Here is a 19996-nt window from a genome sequence, read left to right as displayed (position 1 = left end):
TGAGCCGCGGGCCTCGCACGCCCCTGAGCCGCGGGCCTCGCGCTCAGGGGGCCCGGAAACGGCGAAGCCCGCCGGGCGCCCCGGTCAGGGCGGCCCGGCGGGCGACAGCGGCCCGGTCAGCCGACGGAGCTGTAGGCCACGACTCCGCGCAGCACCTGGTCCACCGCCTTGCGGGCGTTCTTCGCCACCGTGCTCCCCTCGCGCGGGGCCGCCGCGGCGATCTGGCCGAGGACGTCGATGACCTGCTTGCACCAGCGCACGAAGTCACCGGCCGGCATCTCCGCCTCGCGCAGCACCTCGTCGAGGCCCTTGCCGTTCGCCCACATGAACGCGGCCCAGGCGAAGCCCAGGTCCGGCTCGCGCTGGCCGACCCCCTCGGCCTGGCTGATCTTGAACTCCTCCTCCAGGGCGTCCAGACGGCCCCAGATCCGCACCATCTCGCCGAGCGCCGCCTTCGCCCCGCCGGACGGCACCTTGGGCGCGAGCGCGTCGTCGCCGACCCGCGCCTCGTACACCAACGCCGAGACGCACGCCGCCAGTTCGGCCGGGCTGAGCCCCTCCCACACGCCGGCGCGCAGGCACTCGCTCGCGAGCAGGTCCAGCTCGCCGTAGAGCCGGGCGAGGCGCTTGCCGTGCTCCGTGACCTCGTCGCCCCGCAGGTAGTCCAGCTCGCTGAGGAGGGCGACGATGCGGTCGAAGGTGCGGGCGATGGTGTTCGTGCGCCCCTCGATGCGGCGCTCCAGCTGCGAGGTGTCGCGCTTGAGGCGGTGGTACCGCTCGGCCCAGCGCGCGTGGTCCTCGCGCTCGTCGCAGCCGTGGCAGGGGTGCGCGCGCAGGGCCGCGCGCAGCCGGGCCAGCTCGTGGTCGTCGGCGGCCGCCGCGCGGCCCCTGCGGTGCCGGTCGGGGACGATGTGCCCGGCCTTGGTGCGCAGCGCGGAGGCCAGGTCGCGGCGGGACTGCGGCGAGCGGGCGTTGAACGACTTCGGGATGCGCATCCGCTCCAGCGCCTCGACCGGCACCGGGAAGTCCATCGCGGCGAGCCGCTTGACCTGCCGCTCGGCGGTGAGCACCAGCGGGCGCGGGCCGTCGACGTGGTCGAAGCCGCGGTGGCCGTTGGCACGCCCGGCGGGCAGTCCCGGGTCGAGGACGAGCGCGAGCCCCGCGTACTTCCCCGTGGGCACGTGGATGACGTCCCCCGGCTTCAGCTTCTCCAGGGAGGCGGCCGCCGCGGCCCTGCGCTGGACCGCGCCCTGCTTGGCCAGCTCGTTCTCCCGGTCCTTGAGCTCGCGGCGCAGCCGCGCGTACTCCTCGAAGTCGCCGAGGTGGCAGGTCATGGAGGCCTTGTAGCCCTCAAGGCCCTCCTCGTTCTTCTGGACCTGGCGGGAGATCCCGACGACGGACTTGTCCGCCTGGAACTGTGCGAAGGACGTTTCGAGCAGCTCGCGCGAGCGGTGCCGCCCGAACTGCTCCACGAGGTTCACCGCCATGTTGTACGACGGCTTGAAGCTGGACCGCAGCGGATACGTGCGCGTGCCCGCGAGTCCGGCCAGGTGCTCGGGGTTCATGGCGCGCTGCCAGAGCACCACCGCGTGGCCCTCGACGTCAATGCCGCGCCGCCCGGCCCTGCCGGTCAGCTGCGTGTACTCGCCGGGGGTGATGTCGGCGTGCTGTTCGCCGTTCCACTTCACGAGCTTTTCGAGCACCACGCTGCGCGCGGGCATGTTGATGCCGAGGGCCAGGGTCTCGGTGGCGAAGACGGCCTTCACGAGGCCGCGCACGAACAGCTCCTCCACGACCTCCTTGAAGGTGGGCAGCATGCCCGCGTGGTGCGCCGCGATGCCGCGCTCCAGACCTTCGAGCCATTCGTAGTACCCGAGGACGTGCAGGTCCTCGTGCGGGATCGAGGCCGTGCGCTCCTCGACGATCGCGCGGACCTCGGCCCTCGCCGCGTCGTCATTCAGCCGGAGTCCCGCGTACAGGCACTGCTGGACCGCCGCCTCGCAGGCCGCGCGGCTGAAGATGAACGTGATCGCGGGCAGCAGGCCCTCGGAGTCGAGCCGCTCGATGACCTCGGGACGGCCCGGCGTCCAGACCCGCGAACGCTGCCTGCGCTCCCGCTCGCGGTCGGCCTCGCGGACCATCTTGCCCTTGCGGCGGTCGCGCGGGTTGTACGAGCGGCTGGACTCCAGGCGCGCCATCCGCGTCAGGTCGGGGTTGACCGCCTTCTTCCGGCCCTCGCCCTCCTCGAAGAGGTCGTACATCCGGCGTCCGGCGAGCACGTGCTGGAAGAGCGGCACGGGCCGGTGCTCGGAGACGATCACCTCGGTGTCGCCGCGCACGGTGTCGAGCCAGTCGCCGAACTCCTCGGCGTTCGACACCGTGGCCGACAGGGAGACCAGCGTGACCGACTCCTGGAGGTGGATGATCACTTCCTCCCAGACGGCCCCGCGGAAGCGGTCGGAGAGGTAGTGCACCTCGTCCATGACCACATAGCCGAGGTTGACCAGCGCCTGCGAGCCCGAATACAGCATGTTCCGCAGGACCTCGGTGGTCATGACGACCACCGGCGCGTCGGAGTTGACGCTGTTGTCGCCGGTGAGGAGGCCCACCTTGTCCGCGCCGTACCTCTTGGCGAGGTCGGCGTACTTCTGGTTGGAGAGAGCCTTGATCGGCGTGGTGTAGAAACACTTCTTGCCCTGGCCGAGGGCCAGGTGCACGGCGAACTCGCCGACGATCGTCTTGCCCGAGCCCGTGGGGGCGGCCACGAGCACACCCTTGCCCGCCTCAAGGGCCTGGCAGGCCTCGATCTGGAAGGGGTCGAGGCCGAATTCGTACATCTCGCGGAAGGACGCGAGTGCGGTGGCCTGCTCGACAGCGCGCTTGCGCGCCGCCGCGTACCGCTCGGCCGGTGAGAGGTCCTCTGTCATCGTGCTTTCGAGACTACCGGGCACCACTGACAACGGACGATCATTATCGGGGAGCGCGGGGGCCCGGGGGGCCGGCGACGGCCTCGCGGGCCCGCGACGCGGAAGCGGCCGGCCGCGCCGCCCGGGCGCCCCGGCCGCGGCCCGCGGTGGGGTCGGCGAAGAGGGTGATCCCGCTTGTCACGGCGGGACCCCGCAAGGCCGGGTCACCTCAGGTCACGTCGTCGAAACCGTTGACCCGGTGGTCGGCCCGGCCGGTGCCCGCCTGCTCGGGCAGCGCCTTGGGCGCGGGGACGGCCTCGACGTCTCCGACCGCCTCGGGCGTGAGGTCGAGGGCGGACGCCTCGTCGTCGTCGAGCTCGGCGTCGGGGTTGTTGCGGCGTCGGCGCCCGTCGTTCAGGAAGGAGATGCCGACCGCGAGGAAGTACAGGACGACGATCGGACCCGCGAGGGCGATCATGCCGACGGGGTCGGTGGTCGGGGTCGCGACCGCGCCGAAGACGAAGACGCCCATGACCACGCCGCGCCACCAGGTGAGCATGCGGCGCCCGGTCACCATGCCGGTCATGTTGAGCATCACCAGGAGCAGCGGCAGCTCGAAGGAGGCGCCGAAGACGAGGACCATCCTGACGGTGAAGTCGAGGATCTTGTCCATCGCGAGAAGGTTCTCGGCCTGGTCGGGTGTGATGCTGATCAGGACCCGCATGCTGACGGGCATGATCGTGTACGCCAGCCAGGCGCCCCCGAAGAAGAGCGGCACGGCGGCACCCACGAACCAGTAGGTGTACTTCCGCTCCTGCTTGTGCAGGCCGGGCGCGACGAACGCCCACAGCTGGTACAGCCAGACCGGGCTGGAGACGATGATGCCGACCATGAGGCTGACCTTCACCGTGGTGGTGAACGGCGACAGCAGGTCGTTGAAGGTCACCTTCGCGCAGTGGCCGCCGGTCGGGTCCATGCCCGGCTCACAGCGCGGCACCGGGTCGGCGAGGAACTCCATCAGCTCCTGGCTGTAGAAAGCGGCCACGATCGACACGACCGTGATCGCGAGGAGCCCTTTGGCGAGCCGGTTGCGGAGCTCGCGCAGATGCTCTCCGAGGGGCATCCGCCCCTCGGGGTCCTTCTCCTTCTTGCGGGCAGACTTGAGCAACCCACGTCCTCATCTCGTGCGGCAGGCCGGCCGTCGCCGGCCTTGGATCAGCGCTGCGTCGTACGGTCGGTCGGCTCGGTGACCGGGCGCGAGCTGGTCACGTCGCCGGGGGCAGCCTGGATCGTGCGCTTCTGGACGGCGGGGTCGCTCGGCGGGTCGGCCGGAGCGGCGTCGTCGGTCTTGCTCTCGGACTTCATCGCCTTGGCCTCGCTCTTGAGGATGCGGGCCGACTTTCCGAGGGAGCGCGCCATGTCGGGCAGCTTCTTGGCGCCGAACAGCAGGACGACAATGACGAGGATGAGGACGATCTCGGTGGGGCCGAGCCTACCCATAGCTAATACCTTCTTCACCGAGGCGACAGGAGTCTGGTGCTTGCGGACCGGACATGCATCCGATCTCCGCGCTGGCAGCGATCGTAACCCCCCGGGGTAAACGCTCGGCAATCCCCACGCATACTCCGGGTGCGGCCCCCCGCCTCGATTCCGGGCCGCCTTCGCAGCGTACCCGGCCACCTCCCGCGGGTGACAGGCCGCGGCGGCTACGGAGTCCCCTGGCCCGCACGCGCCACTGCCGCCGCTGCCTTCTCCAGGTCCTCGGCCGCCCGGTTGATCTGCTGTGTGGTCCGGTTCACCTGGAGCGCGAGACGCCGCGCCTCCACGAACACCTTGACCGCGAGTACGCCGAGGACGGCGAGGCCCAAGAAGCCCGCCGCGATCGCGAGCATCGCCCAGAACATGAGCCGAGCCTAGACGGTGGAGTGCAGACGCAAGGTCCGCACCCCGCCGCCGGTGAGCAGTTCGACGATGCGCTCGCCCGCGGGCTTGCGGACGGAGACCTCGCACGCCGGGCAGGTGAAGGAGTAGAAGGTGGTGCGGTCGCTGGCGCCGATCACCAGGCGCAGCGCGCCCGCGGTCAGCTCGAAGCGCGCGCGGCAGTCGGGGCAGGCGGCCGTGAAGAGGACCGGGACGGGCCCGGCCTGGGCCGGCACCCCCGGCAGCCCGGACATGGTCGGTGTGCTCAACGCCCCAGCTCCTGCCGTTCCTGTGCCTGCGCGTACGGCTGTTCATCGTAGGGGCCGGACGGCGGCTCGGCGTGTCCTTCGCCATACGTGCCGTCGTAGGCGGCGAGTGCCTCCCGGGCCGCCTGCCGGGCGCTCTCCGCGAGCGGGAGGGGGGAGACGATCCGTCCGTCCCCGCCGAGCCGCAGCGCGAGGCGGCGCAGGGAGGCGGGGTCGGGGGTGCGCAGGGTGATGCGCAGGCCGCCGTCGGGCAGCTCGTCGGCGCTGTCGTGCGGGTAGTACTCGGCGACCCAGCGGCCGCCGGGGCCGACCTCGACGACGACCTCGGGGTCCTCGGCGGCGGGCTGCACGAGCGCTTCGGAGAGGTCGCGCAGCTCGACCTCGGGCGGCGCGGACGGCTCGTCGAGGATCTTGATCTCGGCGACGCGGTCGAGGCGGAAGGTGCGGCGCGCCTCGGAGCGGCGGCACCACGCCTCCACGTAGGTGTGGCCGACGCTGACGAGGCGGATCGGGTCGATCTCGCGCTCGGTCAGCTCGTCGCGGGCCGGTGAGTAGTACCGGATCCAGAGTCTGCGCCGCTCGGAGATGGCGCGGTCGACGTCGGCGAAGACGCCTCCCTCGGACTCGAAGGTCACCGAGAGCCGGGCGCTCGCGCCCGCCGTCTCGCCGGCCGCGGTCTCCAGCTTGGCGGTGGCGCGAAGGAGTGCGAGGCGGTCGCTCTCGCGCAGGCCGGGCAGGGTGGCCACGGCGCGGGCGGCCACGAGCAGCGCGGTCGCCTCGTCGGCGGCGAGGCGCAGCGGGGCGGCGACGTCGTCGGGGTTGTGCCACCAGATGCGGTCGCCGTCGGTGTCGATGTCGAGCAGGTCGCCGCCGCGGAAGCTGGTCCCGCACAGGGGCAGCACGTCGAGGTCGGAGATCAGCTCGTCGGGGGTGATGCCGAAGGCGCGGGCGACGTCCTCCACGTGCGCGCCCGGCCGCTCGCGCAGGTAGGTGACGAGCGACAGCATGCGTCGCGTCTGGTCGATGGCGTTCGAGGCCATGGTTCTCTCGTCTCCTCAGCCCTTGGCCACGGCGCGCAGCCGGTCCACGACGTCGGCCCGCAGCTCGGCGGGTTCGAGGACCACCACGTCGGGCCCGAACTCCACCAGCCAGGCATCGAGGCCGTGCCCGTAGGGAATCTCCAGCTCGTCCCAGCCGCCGCCCAGTTCCCGCACCGAGCCCGCCTTGGCGCGCAGCGGGTAGCCGGCGCCCGTGCGGAGCCTGATGCGGGCCGTGCGGTCGGCGGACTCCCCCGCCCAGCTCGCCACGGTCTCGCGCACCGTGACCACGTCGGGGACCTCGGCGGTGTACTTGCCCGCGCGGGCGCGGACCTTGCCGGTGATCCGCGAGAGCCGGAAGACGCGTTCGGCGCCCCGGTCGCGGTCCCAGCCCGCGAGGTACCAGTGGCCGCGCCAGCATTCCAGCGCCCACGGCTCGACGTGCCGCTGCTCGGGGTGCGCGGCGGTGGCCTTGCGGTAGTCGAAGACGACGGGCCTGCGGTCGCGGCAGGCCAGCATCAGCGGTTCGAAGGACGCCTCGTGCGCGGGGATGCGGGGCTCCAGGGCGCTGTGTGCCCCGTACGGGTCCATCTCCTCGGGCAGGCCGGCGGCGCGCAGCTTCTGCAGGGCGCCGCTGGCGGCTCCGGCGAGGCGGGCCTGCTGCCAGACCTTGGCGGCGAGGCCGAGGGCGGCGGCCTCCTCGGCGTCGAGGGTGATGGGCGGCAGGCGGTTGCTGTCGCGGCGGGCGAGGTAGCCGACGTCGCCGTCGAGGTTCTCCACGGTCTCGATGACCAGGCCGAGCTCGCGCAGGTCGTCCTTGTCACGCTCGAACATCCGGTTGAAGGAGTCGTCCGAGCCCGCTTCGAGGTAGGCCTCGATGGACTCGCGCAGCTCCCGCTTGCTCAGCGGCCGACGCGTCCCGAGCAGGCACAACGCCAGATTCATCAGCCGCTCGGCCTTGGCAATGGCCATGGACGCCCTTTCTCGGCCTCACACACATGTCTCTCGAACAGGCAACGCTTGCGAGCACACAATGCTTCCGACCGATGACCGTACCGCCCCGGGGTGTCGGGGCAAAAGCCGAGGGCCCATGCCGGACAGGCATGGGCCCTCGGCGGACGGGTCGCGTCGGGTCGGGTCACGGGGCGTGAGGCCCGCGACCCGGTCACCCGGACCTCAGACCGCGACGAGGTCGCAGACGAAGATCAGCGTCTCGCCCGGGGCGATGCGGCCGCCACCGGCGCCGCGGTCGCCGTAGGCGAGGTGGGCGGGGATGATCAGCTCGCGACGGCCGCCGACCTTCATGCCCTGGACGCCCTGGTCCCAGCCGGAGATGACCTGGCCGGCACCGAGCTGGAACTCCAGCGGGTTGCCGCGGTTCCAGCTCGCGTCGAACTCCTCGCCCGTGCTGAAGGCCACGCCCACGTAGTGGACCTTGACGAAGTCGCCTGCCTTGGCGACCTGGCCGTCGCCCTCCCAGATGTCCCTGATCTTGAGCTCGGCCGGCGGCTCGCCGCCCGGGAAGTCGACCTCGGGCTTGTCAATGCTCACGAAAATGCTCCTGCTTGGTACGGAAAGTCGGCGCGGACAGTCTTACATCCCCCGGGCGTCACGACTTCGCGAGGATGTCCACGGTGAAGACGAGGGTGGAGTCCTTCTTGATGGGGCTGCCCTGCGGCGGCTGGTCGCCATAGCCCAGCTTCGGCGGGACGACGATGAGGACGCGGCTGCCGACCTTCTTGCCGGCCAGGCCCTGCGCCCAGCCCTTGACGACCTGCGCGAGCTGGAACTGCGCGAGCTGCTTCCGCTTGTACGAGGAGTCGAACTCCTTGCCGTCCTCCCAGAGCACGCCCTTGTACTGGCACAGGAGGCTGTCGGTCTCCTTGATCACGTCGCCGTCGCCCTCAAGGATGTAGGAGGCGACGAGCTTCTTGGGCGCGTCGGTCTTCGGGACGTCGATCGAGGGGGCCTTGCCGTCGGTGTCCGTGCCGACCTTGGGCAGGTCCTTGTTGGACTGGGCGACCTCCTTGCCCTTCGACGAGCTCTTGGCGTTGAAGGTGTCGACGAGGTCGACGACGAACACGAGGGTGTCCGAGCCCTTGATGCCCGCGTCCTTGTTGCCCTGCTTGCCGTACCCCAGCTCCGGCGGGATGGCGAGCTCGACGCGGCTGTCCAGCTTCTTGCCGACGAGGCCCTGGTCCCAGCCGGGGATGACCTGGCCGACGCCGATCGGGAAGACCGTGGGGTTCCCCCGGTCGTAGGAGTTGTCGAAGACCTTGGCCGTCGCCCAGATCTGGCCGAGGTAGTGCGCCTGGAGGTAGTCGCCCTTGGCGACCTCCTTGCCCTTGCCCTCGATCAGGGTCTTGACCGCGAGGTCGGAGGACGGCTTGCCGGAGCCCTTGGCGACGGTCGGCTTCTGGCCGAACTTGTCGCCCTTGGTGATCTCAGGCACCGGCCCGTCCACGATCTTCGCCTTCGGCGCGGCCGACGGCGAGTTCGTCGGGGCGTCGCTGGTCTTGGACTTGGCCTTGTCGGGCTTGTCGTCACCACAGCCTGCGAGCGTGAGCAGGCCGGCCGGAACGGCAAGGAGGAGGGAGCGTCGGCGCACGGTGGGGGCCTCGTATCGGTCGATCTTGTGGGTTGGCGTGCGCGCAACTCTACGGCGTGAGAAGGGCGCCGTACGAGGAACGTACGGCGCCCGCGTTGCGTTCCCACGACGCCACCCGCTTCACCGGGGTCACACGACCCCGGTCGGCGGGGCCGCGGTCACATACCGGCGATCAGCTTCTCCACGCGGTCGTCGACCGACCGGAAGGGGTCCTTGCACAACACGGTGCGCTGTGCCTGGTCGTTGAGCTTGAGGTGCACCCAGTCGACCGTGAAGTCGCGGCGCTGCTCCTGGGCGCGCCGGATGAAGTCGCCGCGCAGCCGCGCGCGGGTGGTCTGCGGGGGCACCGATTTGCCCTCGAAGATCTTCAAGTCGTTGCAGATGCGGGCGGCTTGGCCCTTCTTCTCCAGGAGGTAGTAGAGCCCGCGGCGGCGGTGGATGTCGTGGTAGGCGAGGTCTATCTGCGCGACCCGCGGATGCGACATGGTCATGTTGTTCTTGGCGCGGTACCGCTCGATGAGCTTGTACTTCATGACCCAGTCGATCTCGGTGCCGATGCGGTCGAGGTCCTCGGTCTCGATCGCGTCCAGCGTCCGCCCCCACAGTTCGAGCACCTGCTCGACGGTGCCGGTGCGGATGCCGCGGCGGTCGACGAAGTCCACCGCCTTCTCGTAGTACTCGCGCTGCACCTCCAGGGCGGAGGCCTCGCGGCCGCTGGCCAGGCGGACCTTGCGGCGGCCGGTGATGTCGTGGCTGACCTCGCGGATGGCCCGGATCGGGTTCTCCAGGGTGAGGTCGCGCATGACCGTGCCCGCCTCGATCATGCGCAGCACCAGGTCGGTGGCGCCGACCTTGAGGAGCATGGTCGTCTCGGACATGTTGGAGTCACCGACGATGACGTGCAGCCTGCGGTAGCGCTCGGCGTCCGCGTGCGGCTCGTCGCGGGTGTTGATGATCGGACGGGAGCGGGTCGTCGCGGAGGAGACCCCCTCCCAGATGTGCTCGGCGCGCTGGCTCACGCAGTACACGGCGCCGCGCGGAGTCTGCAGCACCTTCCCCGCACCGCACAGCAGCTGGCGGGTGACGAGGAACGGGATGAGGATGTCCGCGAGCCGCGAGAACTCCCCGTGCCGGGCCACCAGGTAGTTCTCGTGGCAGCCGTAGGAGTTTCCCGCCGAGTCGGTGTTGTTCTTGAAGAGATAGACGTCGCCCGCGATTCCCTCCTCGTGAAGGCGACGTTCTGCGTCGACGAGCAGGCCTTCCAGAATGCGCTCGCCGGCTTTGTCGTGGGTGACCAGCTCGGTCACGTTGTCACATTCGGGTGTCGCGTATTCCGGATGTGACCCCACGTCAAGATAGAGGCGGGCGCCGTTCCGCAGAAAGACGTTGCTGCTGCGGCCCCATGACACAACACGGCGGAAGAGGTAGCGCGCCACCTCGTCAGGCGACAGGCGGCGCTGTCCCCTGAACGTGCACGTGACGCCGTACTCGTTCTCCAGCCCGAAAATGCGGCGGTCCATGACTGAACATTACGCCTGATGCCCGGCACTGAAACCGGGTTCGACGGCACCGTTTCGATCATTTTCGGATGAACCCGCAACGACCCCTGTTGTACGGGGCTTCACCAGTACCCGCGCGGTGGCCAGCAAAACCAGGAGTGCCGCCCCGCCCGCGAGGGGCGGCACCGCGAATCCCGCCGCTGTTCCGCCCCACTGGACCACCGGTCCCGCGGCGGCCGTACCGAGCGAGGCGCCGACCGTGAACGTCGTGACGAGCCACGAGAACGCCTCCGTGACCGTGCCGCGCGGCGCGTGCCGGTCCACGATGATGAACGCGCAGGCGAGTGCCGGCGCGAGGAAGACCCCCGCGAGCGCGGTGAGCGCGGTCATGGCGGGCGCGCCCGGGGTCAGCGTCAGCGGCGCGTAGCAGACCGCGAGGAGGGCCACCAGGACGCCGAGCCGCCGCTCGGGGACGCCGCGCCACTGCCGGGCGCCGTACACCGAGCCGCCGATCAGCGCGCCGAGGCCGAGCGCCGCCATCATCCAGCCGTAGACCGCGTCGCCGCCGTGCCCGTCCGCGTACGACACGCCGGCGACGGTGATGGAGCCGAGCGCCATGCCGATGAAGAGGAAGGCGCCGAGGAGCGCGAGGAGCCCGGGTGAGCGGAGCGCCCCGAGCCAGTGCGCGTCGCGGGGCGCCGAGCGCCACGCGCGTGAGGGCCGGGACACCACTACGGAGAGGGCGCCGAGGACGCCGACGGCGTTCACGACGAGCAGCGCGGCCCGCTCCGACCAGAGGGCGACGCACCCGGTCACGAGCAGCGGGCCCACGGTGAACATCACCTCCTGGGCGATGGCGTCCATCGCGTACGCGGCGTGGACCTGTTCCTCCTTGCCGAGGACGCTCGGCCACAGGGCGCGCAGGCCGCCCTCCAGGGGCGGGGTGAACAGCCCCGCGGCGGCCACGGCGACGTGCGCCAGGGCGATCCGGTCGGGGCCGGTGAAGGCGAAGAGGGCCATGCCGACGGCGGAGAGCAGGGCCGCGGGGAGCTGCACGCGCGGCTGGCCGTACAGGTCGACGAGGCGGCCGAGCAGCGGCTGGCTCACGGCGTTGGCCACGCCGTACACCGCGGCGAGCGCCCCGGCCAGGCTGTAGCTGCCGCCCTCCGCGCGGACGAAGAGCACGATGGTGATCGCCGCCGTGGCGTTGGGCAGCCGGCCCACCAGCGTCCCGGCGAGCAGCCGTGTCGCGTACCGCGTCCTGAGGATCTCCGCGTATCCCGCAGCCATGCAAGCCCGCCCTCTCCCGCGCCGTCACGGCCGGGGTTTTACGTATAACTTCGGACGCCATACGTACCATGAGCGCAGTCCACGGGTCCACCACGTGCCCGCCCTCGGACACGACCTGGGAGGTAGCAGTGGCCGGGCCACAGCAGGAGACCGGGGGCCCCCGGCCCACCAGCCGCGACGTCGCGCGCGTGGCCGGCGTCTCACAGGCGACCGTGTCCCTGGTGCTCGGCGACAAGTGGCGCGGCCGGGTCGCCGAGCCGACCGCCGAACGCGTCAGGACCACGGCGCGGGAGCTCGGCTACCGGCCCAACCTCGCCGCCCGCAACCTGCGCCTGGGCAGGACGAGGACCGCGCTCCTCGTGGTCCCCGCCCTCACCAACGAGTTCTTCGCCCATGTCCACACCGGGGCCGCCCGCGTCGCCGCCCGGCACGGCTTCGGCGTCGTCCTCTACCCCTCCCCCGACGGCACCGGGCCCGCCCGCGACCCCTTCGACTCCGCGCGCGCCTCACTGGACGGCGTGCTCGCGTCCTCCATGGCCTCCCACGCACTCGCCGCCATCCGCGGTGACGACCTGCCCCTGGTCATGCTCGACAGCGACCCGGCCCGCAGCCTCGGCGCCGCCACCGTCAACCTCGACCTCGCCGACGGCATGCGCCGCGTGACGGAGCATCTGCTGGCCCTCGGCCACCGCGACCTCCTGCACCTCGCCGCCGACATCGACTCCTGGACCTTCGACGTCCGCGCGGACGCCCTCGCCGCGGCCCTCGGCGGCACCGGCGCTGCCGTACGCCGTGTGGCGGCGCCCCTGACCGTCGAGGCCGCCCGTACGGCCGCGGAGGCCGCCCTGGCCGCCCCGGGGCCCCGGCCCACCGCGGTCATCTGCGACGACGACTTCCTCGCCGCGGGCGTCTGCAAGGCGGCTCGGCGGCTCGGCCTGCGCGTCCCCGAGGACCTCTCCGTGACCGGCTTCGACGACCTCACCCTCGCGACCGCCGTGGAACCGGAGCTGACCACCGTCCGGCTGCCCGCCGAGCACTTCGGGGAGCGCGGCATGGAGTCCCTCGTCGCGGTCGTCGAAGGGCGCGCCCCCGACTCCACGCCGCTGGCCGTCGAACTCGTCGTACGAGGCTCGACCGGCCCCGCCCGCTGACCGGCCCCGCACACACGTGCGCCCCGCACGCCCGGACGGCCGGGGGTGCGGGGCGCACGGGGAGCGGGCTACTCGCCGTCGGTCTCCGGCTCGGGCTCGGTGTCGGACGGGGCGTCCGTCGAACCGCCCTCGTCGAGCAGGCGGGAGAGCTGGCGCCCCACGATCCGCTTGAACTTCCGCTGCTGCGGACGCGTCCTGTCGAGCACCGCCACCTCAAGGCGCTCGGCGGGGATCTCCCGCTCGCTGCCGTTGGTGTCCCGCGACAGCGCGCGCACCGCGAGCTTGAGCGCCTCGGCCAGCGTCATGCTGTCGCTGTGGTGCTGGTCCAGATAGGTGCTGATCTGCTCGGCGTTGCCGCCGACGGCCAGCGAACCGTGCTCGTCCACGATGGAACCGTCGTGCGGCAGGCGGTAGATCTGGTCGCCCTCGCGGGTGACACCCACCTCGGCGACGACGAGCTCCACCTCGTAGGGCTTCTCGGCGGCGCTGGAGAAGATCGTGCCCAGCGTCTGCGCGTACACGTTCGCCAGACCGCGCGCCGTCACGTCGTCGCGGTCGTAGGTGTAGCCGCGGAGGTCGGCGTAACGGACGCCGCCGATGCGCAGGTTCTCGTACTCGTTGTACTTTCCGGCCGCTGCGAAACCGATGCGGTCGTAGATCTCGCTGAACTTGTGCAGCGCGCGGGACGGGTTCTCGCCGACGAACACGATGCCGTCGGCATATTGCAGAACGACCAGACTGCGGCCGCGCGCGATGCCCTTGCGGGCGTATTCCGCGCGGTCGGCCATCTGCTGCTGTGGTGATACATAGAACGGCGTCGACACCGGATCCGTCCCTTTCTGTCAAAAAATACTGGCGGCGAATGCGGGACGGTCAGAGCAGCGCGGCACGCGGGCCGTCGGGCTGTTCCATCCGCCTCTCCAGGATCGAACGCGCGATCGCCGCGGACTCGTCGTCCGTGAGCCTGCGAAAACCGTCGTCGGTGATCACGGTGACGATGGGGTAGATCCGCCGCCCCACGTCGGGGCCGCCGGTCGCCGAGTCGTCGTCTGCCGCGTCGTACAGAGCCTGGACCACCAGGGTCGTCGCCTCGTCCTCGGTCAGACCGTCGTGGTACAGCTTCTTCATGGCGCCGCGGGCGAAGACCGAACCGGACCCCGTCGCCGCGTACCCGACGTGCTCCTCGGAGCGGCCGCCCGTGACGTCGTACGAGAAGATGCGGCCCTTCTCGCGGTCCACGTCGTAGCCCGCGAAGACCGGCACCACGGCCAGGCCCTGCATGGCCATGCCGAGGTTGCCCCTGATCATCGTGGAGAGCCGGTTCGCCTTGCCCTCCAGGGAGAGCGTGGCGCCCTCCACCTTCTCGAAGTGCTCCAGCTCCAGCTGGAAGAGCTTCACCATCTCCACGGCAAGGCCCGCCGTGCCGGCGACGCCCACCGCCGAGTACTCGTCGGCGGGGAAGACCTTCTCGATGTCGCGCTGCGCGATCATGTTGCCCATCGTCGCCCGCCGGTCCCCGGCGAGGACCACGCCGCCGGGGAACGTCACGGCCACGATGGTCGTGCCGTGCGGCGCCTCGACCGCGCCCTGCAACGGCGGAAGTTGACGGTTCCCGGGCAGGATCTCGGGCTGGTGCTCGGTCAGGAAGTCCATGAAGGACGACGAACCAGGCGTCAGGAAGGCAGCTGGCAGACGCCCGGTGTGACGAGTGTTGGCTTCCACGTGGATCCCTCCAAATAGGCGGCAGCCCGACGAACTGTGTCGGGATCGTCTCCCAACTTGCCGATGGCCGAATTGCAGTTGAAGCACAGTACGCCACGGACCCTACCCGCCTCGTGGCGGTGATCCACATGGATTGGGGTGGCACCTGGACAGATCACGCGGAGCGCCCTCCACCAGCGGCGCTCCGCGTCCGCCCGTCAGCCACCCAACCCACTACAGCCTTGGATTCAAAGGCTGACAGGGCCTACTGCCCGCCCTTCTGAACGAAGGACCTCACGAAATCCTCTGCGTTCTCCTCTAGGACATCGTCAATCTCGTCAAGAACGGAGTCCACGTCGTCGCTCAGCTTCTCCTGGCGCTCCTTGAGGTCCTCGGAGCCCTGCGCCTCAGGCGCCTGCTCCTCGGTCTCCTCGGTGGAGCGCGTCGCCTTCTGCTGTCCGCCGCCGGTGTCCTTGGTCGCCATCTACCTCACCCCGCTCGCTCGGTTAGACGTTCTTGATCAGACCCTACAATCCGGGTCCGACATCGGCCCCGCACTTGGTGGAACGCACGGGACCCACCTCTGTGATTCCCCCGCCGATGACCTTTAGCCGCCCGAGAGCACGCGAACCAGTTCCTCCGCCGAGCGGCAGCGGTCCAGGAGCTCCTTGACGTGGTTCCTGGTGCCGCGCAGTGGCTCCAGGGTCGGCACTCGTTGCAGGGAGTCACGGCCGGGCAGGTCGAAGATGACGGAGTCCCACGACGCGGCGGCCACGTCGTCCGCGTACTGCTCAAGGCACCGGCCGCGGAAGTACGCGCGCGTGTCCTCGGGCGGCTTCGTGCCGGCGCGCTCCACGTCCGCCTCGTCGAGGAGCCGCTTCATCTTGCCGCGGGCCACCAGGCGGTTGTACAGGCCCTTCTCGGCCCGTACGTCGGCGTACTGGAGGTCGACCAGCTGGAGGCGCGCCGCGTCCCAGTCGAGGTCGTCACGGCGGCGGTAGCCCTCCATCAGCTCCCGCTTCGCGACCCAGTCGAGCTCCCCGCTGAGGCTCATCGGATCGCTCTCCAGGCGGCCGAGCACGTCCTCCCAGCGGGCGAGCACGTCCTTGGTCTGCTCGTCCGCGTCGGAGCCGTACCGCTCCTCCACGTACTTGCGGGCCAGTTCGAAGTACTCCATCTGGAGCTGTACGGCGGTGAGTGACCGGCCGCTGCGCAGCGTGACCAGGTGCTTCAGCGACGGGTCGTGCGAGACCTGGTGCAGGGTGCGCACCGGCTGGTCGACCGCGAGGTCCACCGCGATGAAGCCGTCCTCGATCATGGCGAGCACCAGGGACGTGGTGCCGAGCTTGAGATAGGTGGAGATCTCGGAGAGGTTGGCGTCGCCGATGATGACGTGCAGCCTGCGGTACTTCTCGGCGTCCGAGTGCGGCTCGTCGCGCGTGTTGATGATGGGCCGCTTCAGGGTCGTCTCAAGCCCCACCTCGACCTCGAAGTAGTCGGCCCGCTGGCTCAGCTGGAAGCCGTGCTCGTGGCCGTCCTGGCCGATGCCGACACGGCCCGCGCCGGTGACGACCTGGCGGGAGACGAAGAAGGGCGTCAGGTGCCGCACGATGTCCGAGAAGGGGGTCTCCCGCTTCATCAGGTAGTTCTCGTGCGTGCCGTAGGAGGCGCCCTTGTTGTCGGTGTTGTTCTTGTAGAGGTGGATCGGCTGGGCCCCGGGGAGCTGTGCCGCGCGGTCGGCCGCCTCGGCCATGATGCGTTCGCCGGCCTTGTCCCAGAGGACCGCGTCCCTGGGGTTGGTGATCTCCGGTGAGCTGTACTCGGGGTGCGCGTGGTCCACGTAGAGACGCGCCCCGTTGGTGAGGATGACGTTGGCGAGGCCGATGTCCTCGTCGGTCAGCTGGCTGGCGTCGGCGGCCTCGCGGGCGAGGTCGAAACCTCGCGCGTCCCGCAGCGGGTTCTCCTCCTCGAAGTCCCAGCGGGCGCGTCGCGCCCGGTGCATCGCCGCGGCATAGGCGTTGACGATCTGGGACGAGGTGAGCATGGCATTGGCGTTGGGGTGGCCGGGGACGGAGATGCCGTACTCCGTCTCGATGCCCATTACTCGCCGTACGGTCATGCGGCCCTCCTTGCCCGGCGGCGCTCCCGTCCGGGAACGGCGCTCAAGTACCGCTGGTGCTCCGGTGCATGTGCGGTGCCCGTCCCCGCACTGCGCGACTCGGCGGTACCGAAGAGACTAGAACGCCTTTGCGCTGGTGGGGAGATCATTGCCTTCATTGAAAAGCAGACGGCCGCGGGCACCCGTGAAGGACACCCGCAGCCGCCCTGTGTTCTAGAGGTACTGACCGGTGTTGGCCACCGTGTCGATGGAGCGTCCCGTGTCCGCGCCCTGCTTTCCGGTGACGAGGGTGCGGATGTACACGATCCGCTCGCCCTTCTTTCCGGAGATCCTGGCCCAGTCGTCCGGGTTGGTGGTGTTGGGCAGGTCCTCGTTCTCCTTGAACTCGTCGATGCATGCCTGGAGGAGGTGAGCGACCCTGAGGCCCTTCTGGTTCGCCTCAAGGAAGGCCTTGATGGCCATCTTCTTGGCGCGGCCCACGATGTTCTCGATCATGGCGCCGGAGTTGAAGTCCTTGAAGTAGAGGACTTCCTTGTCACCGTTGGCGTACGTCACCTCAAGGAAGCGGTTCTCCTCGGATTCGGCGTACATCTGCTCGACGACGGACTGGATCATGCCGTGCACCGTGGCGCGCCGGTCGGCGCTGTGCTCGGCGAGGTCGTCGGCGTGCAGCGGCAGCCGCTCGGTGAGGTACTTGGCGAAGATGTCCTTCGCCGCCTCGGCGTCCGGGCGCTCGATCTTGATCTTCACGTCGAGTCGGCCGGGGCGCAGGATCGCGGGGTCGATCATGTCCTCGCGGTTGGAGGCGCCGATCACGATGACGTTCTCCAGCCCCTCCACGCCGTCGATCTCGGCGAGGAGCTGCGGGACGATGGTGTTCTCCACGTCCGAGCTGACGCCGGAGCCACGGGTGCGGAAGAGCGACTCCATCTCGTCGAAGAAGACGATGACGGGGGTGCCCTCGCTCGCCTTCTCCCGTGCGCGCTGGAAGACCAGGCGGATGTGGCGCTCGGTCTCACCGACGTACTTGTTGAGGAGCTCGGGGCCCTTGATGTTGAGGAAGTAGCTCTTCCCCGCGGGCTGACCGGTCACCTCGGCGACCTTCTTGGCGAGCGAGTTGGCGACGGCCTTCGCGATCAGCGTCTTGCCGCAGCCGGGAGGCCCGTACAGCAGCACGCCCTTGGGCGGCCGCAGTTCGTGCTCCTTGAAAAGGTCGGGATAGAGGTACGGGAGCTCGACGGCGTCCCGGATCATCTCGATCTGGCCGCCGAGGCCGCCGATCTTCTCGTAGCTGATGTCGGGGACTTCTTCGAGGACGAGCTCTTCGACCTCGCTCTTGGGCACGACCTCGTAGACGTAGCCGGAGCGGGGTTCGAGCAGCAGGGCGTCGCCCGGGCGGATGGTGACGTCGAGGAGCGGTTCGGCGAGCCGCACCACTCGCTCCTCGTCGGTGTGTCCGACCACCAGGGCTCGGTCGCCGTCCTCAAGGATCTCCTTGAGGGTGACGATGTCGCCGACGCTCTCGTACTCCATGGCCTCGACCACGTTGAGCGCTTCGTTGAGCATCACTTCCTGGCCACGCCTGAGCTCTTCGAGCTCCACGCTGGGGCTGACGTTCACCCGGAGCTTGCGGCCCCCGGTGAAGATGTCCGCCGTGCCGTCCTCGTTCGCCGCGAGGAAGACCCCGAAGCCGGCCGGCGGCTGCGCGAGCCGGTCGACTTCCTCCTTGAGGGCCACGATCTGGTCGCGGGCCTCGCGGAGCGTGTTGGCGAGCCGTTCGTTCTGTGCTGACACGCCGGCCAGGTTGGTCTGCAGCTCGACGATCCGCTCTTCGAGAATCCTCGTATGACGCGGAGAGTCGGCGAGCTTTCGTCGCAGGACGGCGATTTCCTGCTCGAGATAGGCAACCTGACCGGCAGGGTCTTCAGACCCTCGCCCCGGCCGGATGCCGCGGTTGATGTCGTCGTCGTGGGCTGCCACGGTCCTCACCTCCTCCAAGGGGAGCTGGACGCTTCCAGACCCTACCTGGGTGGGTGTCGATTGAAACCCCTAGATCACAAAGACGATGGGGGTGTGTCCGATCTTCACCCTTGCGCTCTCCCTCACTCTCAGGTGAATACCCACCCAACAACATCGGAAAGCGGGCGGTTGTATCGTCGAAGTGTTCAACACCCGTCAGAGCTGGCCCGACTTACCGAGTCGTCGGCCGGCTCGGCGAAGCTACCGGCAGGAGAGATGACCGTGCGGCACGAGGCCGAGACCGGCAGTGAGGGCCACGATCTGCTGGAGGTCTGGATCGACCAGGACCTGTGTACCGGGGACGGCATCTGCGCCCAGTACGCGCCCGAGGTCTTCGAACTGGACATCGACGGGCTGGCCTACGTGAAGAGCGGCGACGACGAGTTGCTGCAGGCCCCGGGGGCCACGACACCGGTGCCGCTGCCGCTCCTGCGCGATGTCGCGGACTCGGCGAAGGAGTGCCCGGGCGACTGCATCCACGTACGCCGGGTTTCGGACAGGGTCGAGGTCTACGGCCCCGACGCGGAGTGATCCGCCTGCCCCGGTGAGGCGGCCCGCGTCACGTCAGACGCTGCGCGCCCCGGCCGGAGTCGTCCGTGCGAATGCGCCGTCCTTCCACTGCCACTTGGCCGCTTCCTTTCGGTCGGGGCAGCAGCGGGGCACGTCCAGCGACGAGTACCCGAGCAGGGTGGCGGTGACCGCGCCGTCGCGGACGGCGAGGTCCGTGGCGTTGAGCCGGTCCTCCGGGTCGACGAGCGTCGCGACCACGCGGGGCTTGCCCTTGCCGGGGCGAGTGAGTACGTAGACACCGTCGGGCGGGGTGCCCGAACCGGCGCGGCAGTGCACGACGGCGACGCTCTCGGCCCGGCCGTCGCCGTCCAGGTCGCCGGATGCCTTCGTCTTCACGACGGGCCGCACGGTGCCGCAGTCGAGCGGGAAGTCCACGGACGCGGGATCGGGCGCGGGGGCGGCCGGGGCGCCCGCGACGGCTCTGGAACGGGTCTCGGGCCCCGTCTGGGCGGCCGTGGCGGCGTCGGGCTGGAGGACGGCGGAGCCCGCGACGACGGCGGCCAGCGCGGCAGCGGTGGCCAGCCAGTGGACGGGGCGGGCGGCGGTGTGTGCCAGTTCCGGGACGGCGGGGTGCTGCACGAGGAAGTGTCTCCTGTGAGGGCTGTGCCGGTGGGGGAGGTGGCCAGCATCGTGCCATACGTCACAGTGGCGTGGAACACCGGGGTCCCTGGGTACCCGGACCGGTTTCGCCGTACGGCCTCGCACGACCTCCACGGCTTCGTACGGCTGGCTCCATACGGCTCACCTTGCCCGGCCGGTGTTCCCCCAACGAAACGGCGCCGCCGCCGAGTTCCCTGGTCGGTCAGGGAACTCGTACATGCTCAAGCCGATGCTGGCCCGCGGCGAGCTGCGCATGGTCGGCGCCACGACGCTCGACGAGTACCGCGAGCGGATCGAGAAGGACCCCGCC

The 19996-nt window shown here is 70.2% G+C and carries 19 protein-coding genes and 2 pseudogenes; 2 read left to right on the top strand and 19 right to left on the bottom strand.

What is annotated here, in order from left to right; all coding sequences use genetic code 11:
• Window positions 1-116: 116 nt before the first annotated feature.
• The 12 genes and pseudogenes from AB0I16_RS15495 to AB0I16_RS15440 all read right to left on the bottom strand — a co-directional run bounded on the left by AB0I16_RS15495 (window position 117) and on the right by AB0I16_RS15440 (window position 11526).
• Window positions 117-2927 carry a DEAD/DEAH box helicase gene (locus AB0I16_RS15495; protein WP_363249889.1) on the bottom strand — a complete coding sequence of 937 codons (2811 nt, stop codon included), beginning with the start codon at window positions 2925-2927 and terminating at the stop codon, window positions 117-119.
• A gap of 91 nt (window positions 2928-3018) precedes the next feature.
• Window positions 3019-3108 (bottom strand): annotated as a pseudogene (locus AB0I16_RS15490) (sphingosine kinase); the annotation flags it as partial.
• A gap of 27 nt (window positions 3109-3135) precedes the next feature.
• The gene (gene tatC, locus AB0I16_RS15485; protein ID WP_363250020.1) at window positions 3136-4029 is read right to left on the bottom strand and encodes a twin-arginine translocase subunit TatC; all 894 of its coding nucleotides are present in this window, start codon (window positions 4027-4029) and stop codon (window positions 3136-3138) included.
• 92 nt (window positions 4030-4121) lie between these two features.
• Window positions 4122-4406: a Sec-independent protein translocase subunit TatA gene (gene tatA / locus AB0I16_RS15480; RefSeq protein WP_062780053.1), complete on the bottom strand. Its 285-nt coding sequence runs from the start codon at window positions 4404-4406 to the stop codon at window positions 4122-4124.
• 206 nt (window positions 4407-4612) lie between these two features.
• A complete protein-coding gene (locus AB0I16_RS15475) occupies window positions 4613-4810 on the bottom strand; it encodes a hypothetical protein (RefSeq protein WP_363249888.1) in 198 nt (65 codons plus the stop codon).
• A gap of 9 nt (window positions 4811-4819) precedes the next feature.
• Window positions 4820-5080 carry a hypothetical protein gene (locus tag AB0I16_RS15470; RefSeq protein ID WP_363250019.1) on the bottom strand — a complete coding sequence of 87 codons (261 nt, stop codon included), beginning with the start codon at window positions 5078-5080 and terminating at the stop codon, window positions 4820-4822.
• 11 nt (window positions 5081-5091) lie between these two features.
• Window positions 5092-6132 carry a WYL domain-containing protein gene (locus AB0I16_RS15465; protein ID WP_363249887.1) on the bottom strand — a complete coding sequence of 347 codons (1041 nt, stop codon included), beginning with the start codon at window positions 6130-6132 and terminating at the stop codon, window positions 5092-5094.
• A 15-nt stretch (window positions 6133-6147) separates the two neighbouring features.
• Window positions 6148-7101, bottom strand: a complete 954-nt coding sequence (locus AB0I16_RS15460) for a WYL domain-containing protein (RefSeq protein ID WP_363249886.1) — start codon at window positions 7099-7101, stop codon at window positions 6148-6150.
• Between the two features lie 204 nt (window positions 7102-7305).
• Window positions 7306-7680, bottom strand: a complete 375-nt coding sequence (locus tag AB0I16_RS15455) for an FKBP-type peptidyl-prolyl cis-trans isomerase (RefSeq protein ID WP_363249885.1) — start codon at window positions 7678-7680, stop codon at window positions 7306-7308.
• 58 nt (window positions 7681-7738) lie between these two features.
• Window positions 7739-8737, bottom strand: coding sequence for an FKBP-type peptidyl-prolyl cis-trans isomerase (locus AB0I16_RS15450; RefSeq protein WP_363249884.1), 999 nt, complete (start codon window positions 8735-8737; stop codon window positions 7739-7741).
• 158 nt (window positions 8738-8895) lie between these two features.
• A complete protein-coding gene (gene pafA, locus AB0I16_RS15445; protein ID WP_355810318.1) occupies window positions 8896-10257 on the bottom strand; it encodes a Pup--protein ligase in 1362 nt (453 codons plus the stop codon).
• 9 nt (window positions 10258-10266) lie between these two features.
• Window positions 10267-11526: an MFS transporter gene (locus AB0I16_RS15440; protein WP_363249883.1), complete on the bottom strand. Its 1260-nt coding sequence runs from the start codon at window positions 11524-11526 to the stop codon at window positions 10267-10269.
• 68 nt (window positions 11527-11594) lie between these two features.
• Here AB0I16_RS15440 and AB0I16_RS15435 point away from each other — a divergent pair, with 68 nt between their 5' ends.
• Window positions 11595-12677, top strand: a complete 1083-nt coding sequence (locus tag AB0I16_RS15435) for a LacI family DNA-binding transcriptional regulator (RefSeq protein ID WP_363249882.1) — start codon at window positions 11595-11597, stop codon at window positions 12675-12677.
• 68 nt (window positions 12678-12745) lie between these two features.
• On the opposite strand, the gene prcA is transcribed toward AB0I16_RS15435, so the two are convergent.
• The 6 genes and pseudogenes from prcA to arc all read right to left on the bottom strand — a co-directional run bounded on the left by prcA (window position 12746) and on the right by arc (window position 18477).
• Complete coding sequence (gene prcA, locus AB0I16_RS15430) at window positions 12746-13501, bottom strand: proteasome subunit alpha (RefSeq protein WP_363249881.1); 756 nt, start codon at window positions 13499-13501, stop codon at window positions 12746-12748.
• Window positions 13502-13550: 49 nt separating this feature from the next.
• The gene (gene prcB / locus AB0I16_RS15425; protein WP_062780034.1) at window positions 13551-14399 is read right to left on the bottom strand and encodes a proteasome subunit beta; all 849 of its coding nucleotides are present in this window, start codon (window positions 14397-14399) and stop codon (window positions 13551-13553) included.
• Window positions 14351-14533, bottom strand: a pseudogene (locus tag AB0I16_RS15420) (endonuclease domain-containing protein); the annotation flags it as partial. The gene prcB and the pseudogene AB0I16_RS15420, both read right to left, overlap by 49 nt.
• Before the next feature lie 110 nt (window positions 14534-14643).
• Complete coding sequence (locus AB0I16_RS15415; RefSeq protein ID WP_062780032.1) at window positions 14644-14862, bottom strand: ubiquitin-like protein Pup; 219 nt, start codon at window positions 14860-14862, stop codon at window positions 14644-14646.
• 123 nt (window positions 14863-14985) lie between these two features.
• Window positions 14986-16497, bottom strand: coding sequence for a depupylase/deamidase Dop (gene dop / locus AB0I16_RS15410; RefSeq protein WP_363249880.1), 1512 nt, complete (start codon window positions 16495-16497; stop codon window positions 14986-14988).
• Window positions 16498-16710: 213 nt separating this feature from the next.
• On the bottom strand, window positions 16711-18477 hold the full coding sequence (gene arc, locus AB0I16_RS15405; protein WP_062780029.1) for a proteasome ATPase: 1767 nt from the start codon (window positions 18475-18477) through the stop codon (window positions 16711-16713).
• 255 nt (window positions 18478-18732) lie between these two features.
• Here arc and AB0I16_RS15400 point away from each other — a divergent pair, with 255 nt between their 5' ends.
• A complete protein-coding gene (locus tag AB0I16_RS15400) occupies window positions 18733-19047 on the top strand; it encodes a ferredoxin (RefSeq protein ID WP_363249879.1) in 315 nt (104 codons plus the stop codon).
• A gap of 33 nt (window positions 19048-19080) precedes the next feature.
• Here AB0I16_RS15400 and AB0I16_RS15395 read toward each other — a convergent pair whose 3' ends face one another.
• On the bottom strand, window positions 19081-19665 hold the full coding sequence (locus tag AB0I16_RS15395) for a hypothetical protein (RefSeq protein WP_363249878.1): 585 nt from the start codon (window positions 19663-19665) through the stop codon (window positions 19081-19083).
• Between the last annotated feature and the right edge of the window lie 331 nt (window positions 19666-19996).

It is taken from the genome of Streptomyces sp. NPDC050703, assembly GCF_040654435.1.
GTDB lineage: Bacteria > Actinomycetota > Actinomycetes > Streptomycetales > Streptomycetaceae > Streptomyces.
This window is presented reverse-complemented; position numbering and strand designations above follow the sequence as displayed.

Bases quoted from the DNA above. Each gene is read 5' to 3' on its own strand.
- AB0I16_RS15415 (WP_062780032.1), bottom strand. From the start codon at position 14,862: ATGGCGACCAAGGACACCGGCGGCGGACAGCAGAAGGCGACGCGCTCC.
- dop (WP_363249880.1), bottom strand. From the start codon at position 16,497: ATGACCGTACGGCGAGTAATGGGCATCGAGACGGAGTACGGCATCTCC.
- AB0I16_RS15495 (WP_363249889.1), bottom strand. From the start codon at position 2,927: ATGACAGAGGACCTCTCACCGGCCGAGCGGTACGCGGCGGCGCGCAAG.
- AB0I16_RS15460 (WP_363249886.1), bottom strand. From the start codon at position 7,101: ATGGCCATTGCCAAGGCCGAGCGGCTGATGAATCTGGCGTTGTGCCTG.
- AB0I16_RS15440 (WP_363249883.1), bottom strand. From the start codon at position 11,526: ATGGCTGCGGGATACGCGGAGATCCTCAGGACGCGGTACGCGACACGG.
- pafA (WP_355810318.1), bottom strand. From the start codon at position 10,257: ATGGACCGCCGCATTTTCGGGCTGGAGAACGAGTACGGCGTCACGTGC.
- AB0I16_RS15435 (WP_363249882.1), top strand. From the start codon at position 11,595: ATGAGCGCAGTCCACGGGTCCACCACGTGCCCGCCCTCGGACACGACC.
- tatA (WP_062780053.1), bottom strand. From the start codon at position 4,406: ATGGGTAGGCTCGGCCCCACCGAGATCGTCCTCATCCTCGTCATTGTC.
- AB0I16_RS15465 (WP_363249887.1), bottom strand. From the start codon at position 6,132: ATGGCCTCGAACGCCATCGACCAGACGCGACGCATGCTGTCGCTCGTC.
- AB0I16_RS15475 (WP_363249888.1), bottom strand. From the start codon at position 4,810: ATGTTCTGGGCGATGCTCGCGATCGCGGCGGGCTTCTTGGGCCTCGCC.
- tatC (WP_363250020.1), bottom strand. From the start codon at position 4,029: ATGCCCCTCGGAGAGCATCTGCGCGAGCTCCGCAACCGGCTCGCCAAA.
- AB0I16_RS15470 (WP_363250019.1), bottom strand. From the start codon at position 5,080: ATGTCCGGGCTGCCGGGGGTGCCGGCCCAGGCCGGGCCCGTCCCGGTC.
- AB0I16_RS15400 (WP_363249879.1), top strand. From the start codon at position 18,733: ATGACCGTGCGGCACGAGGCCGAGACCGGCAGTGAGGGCCACGATCTG.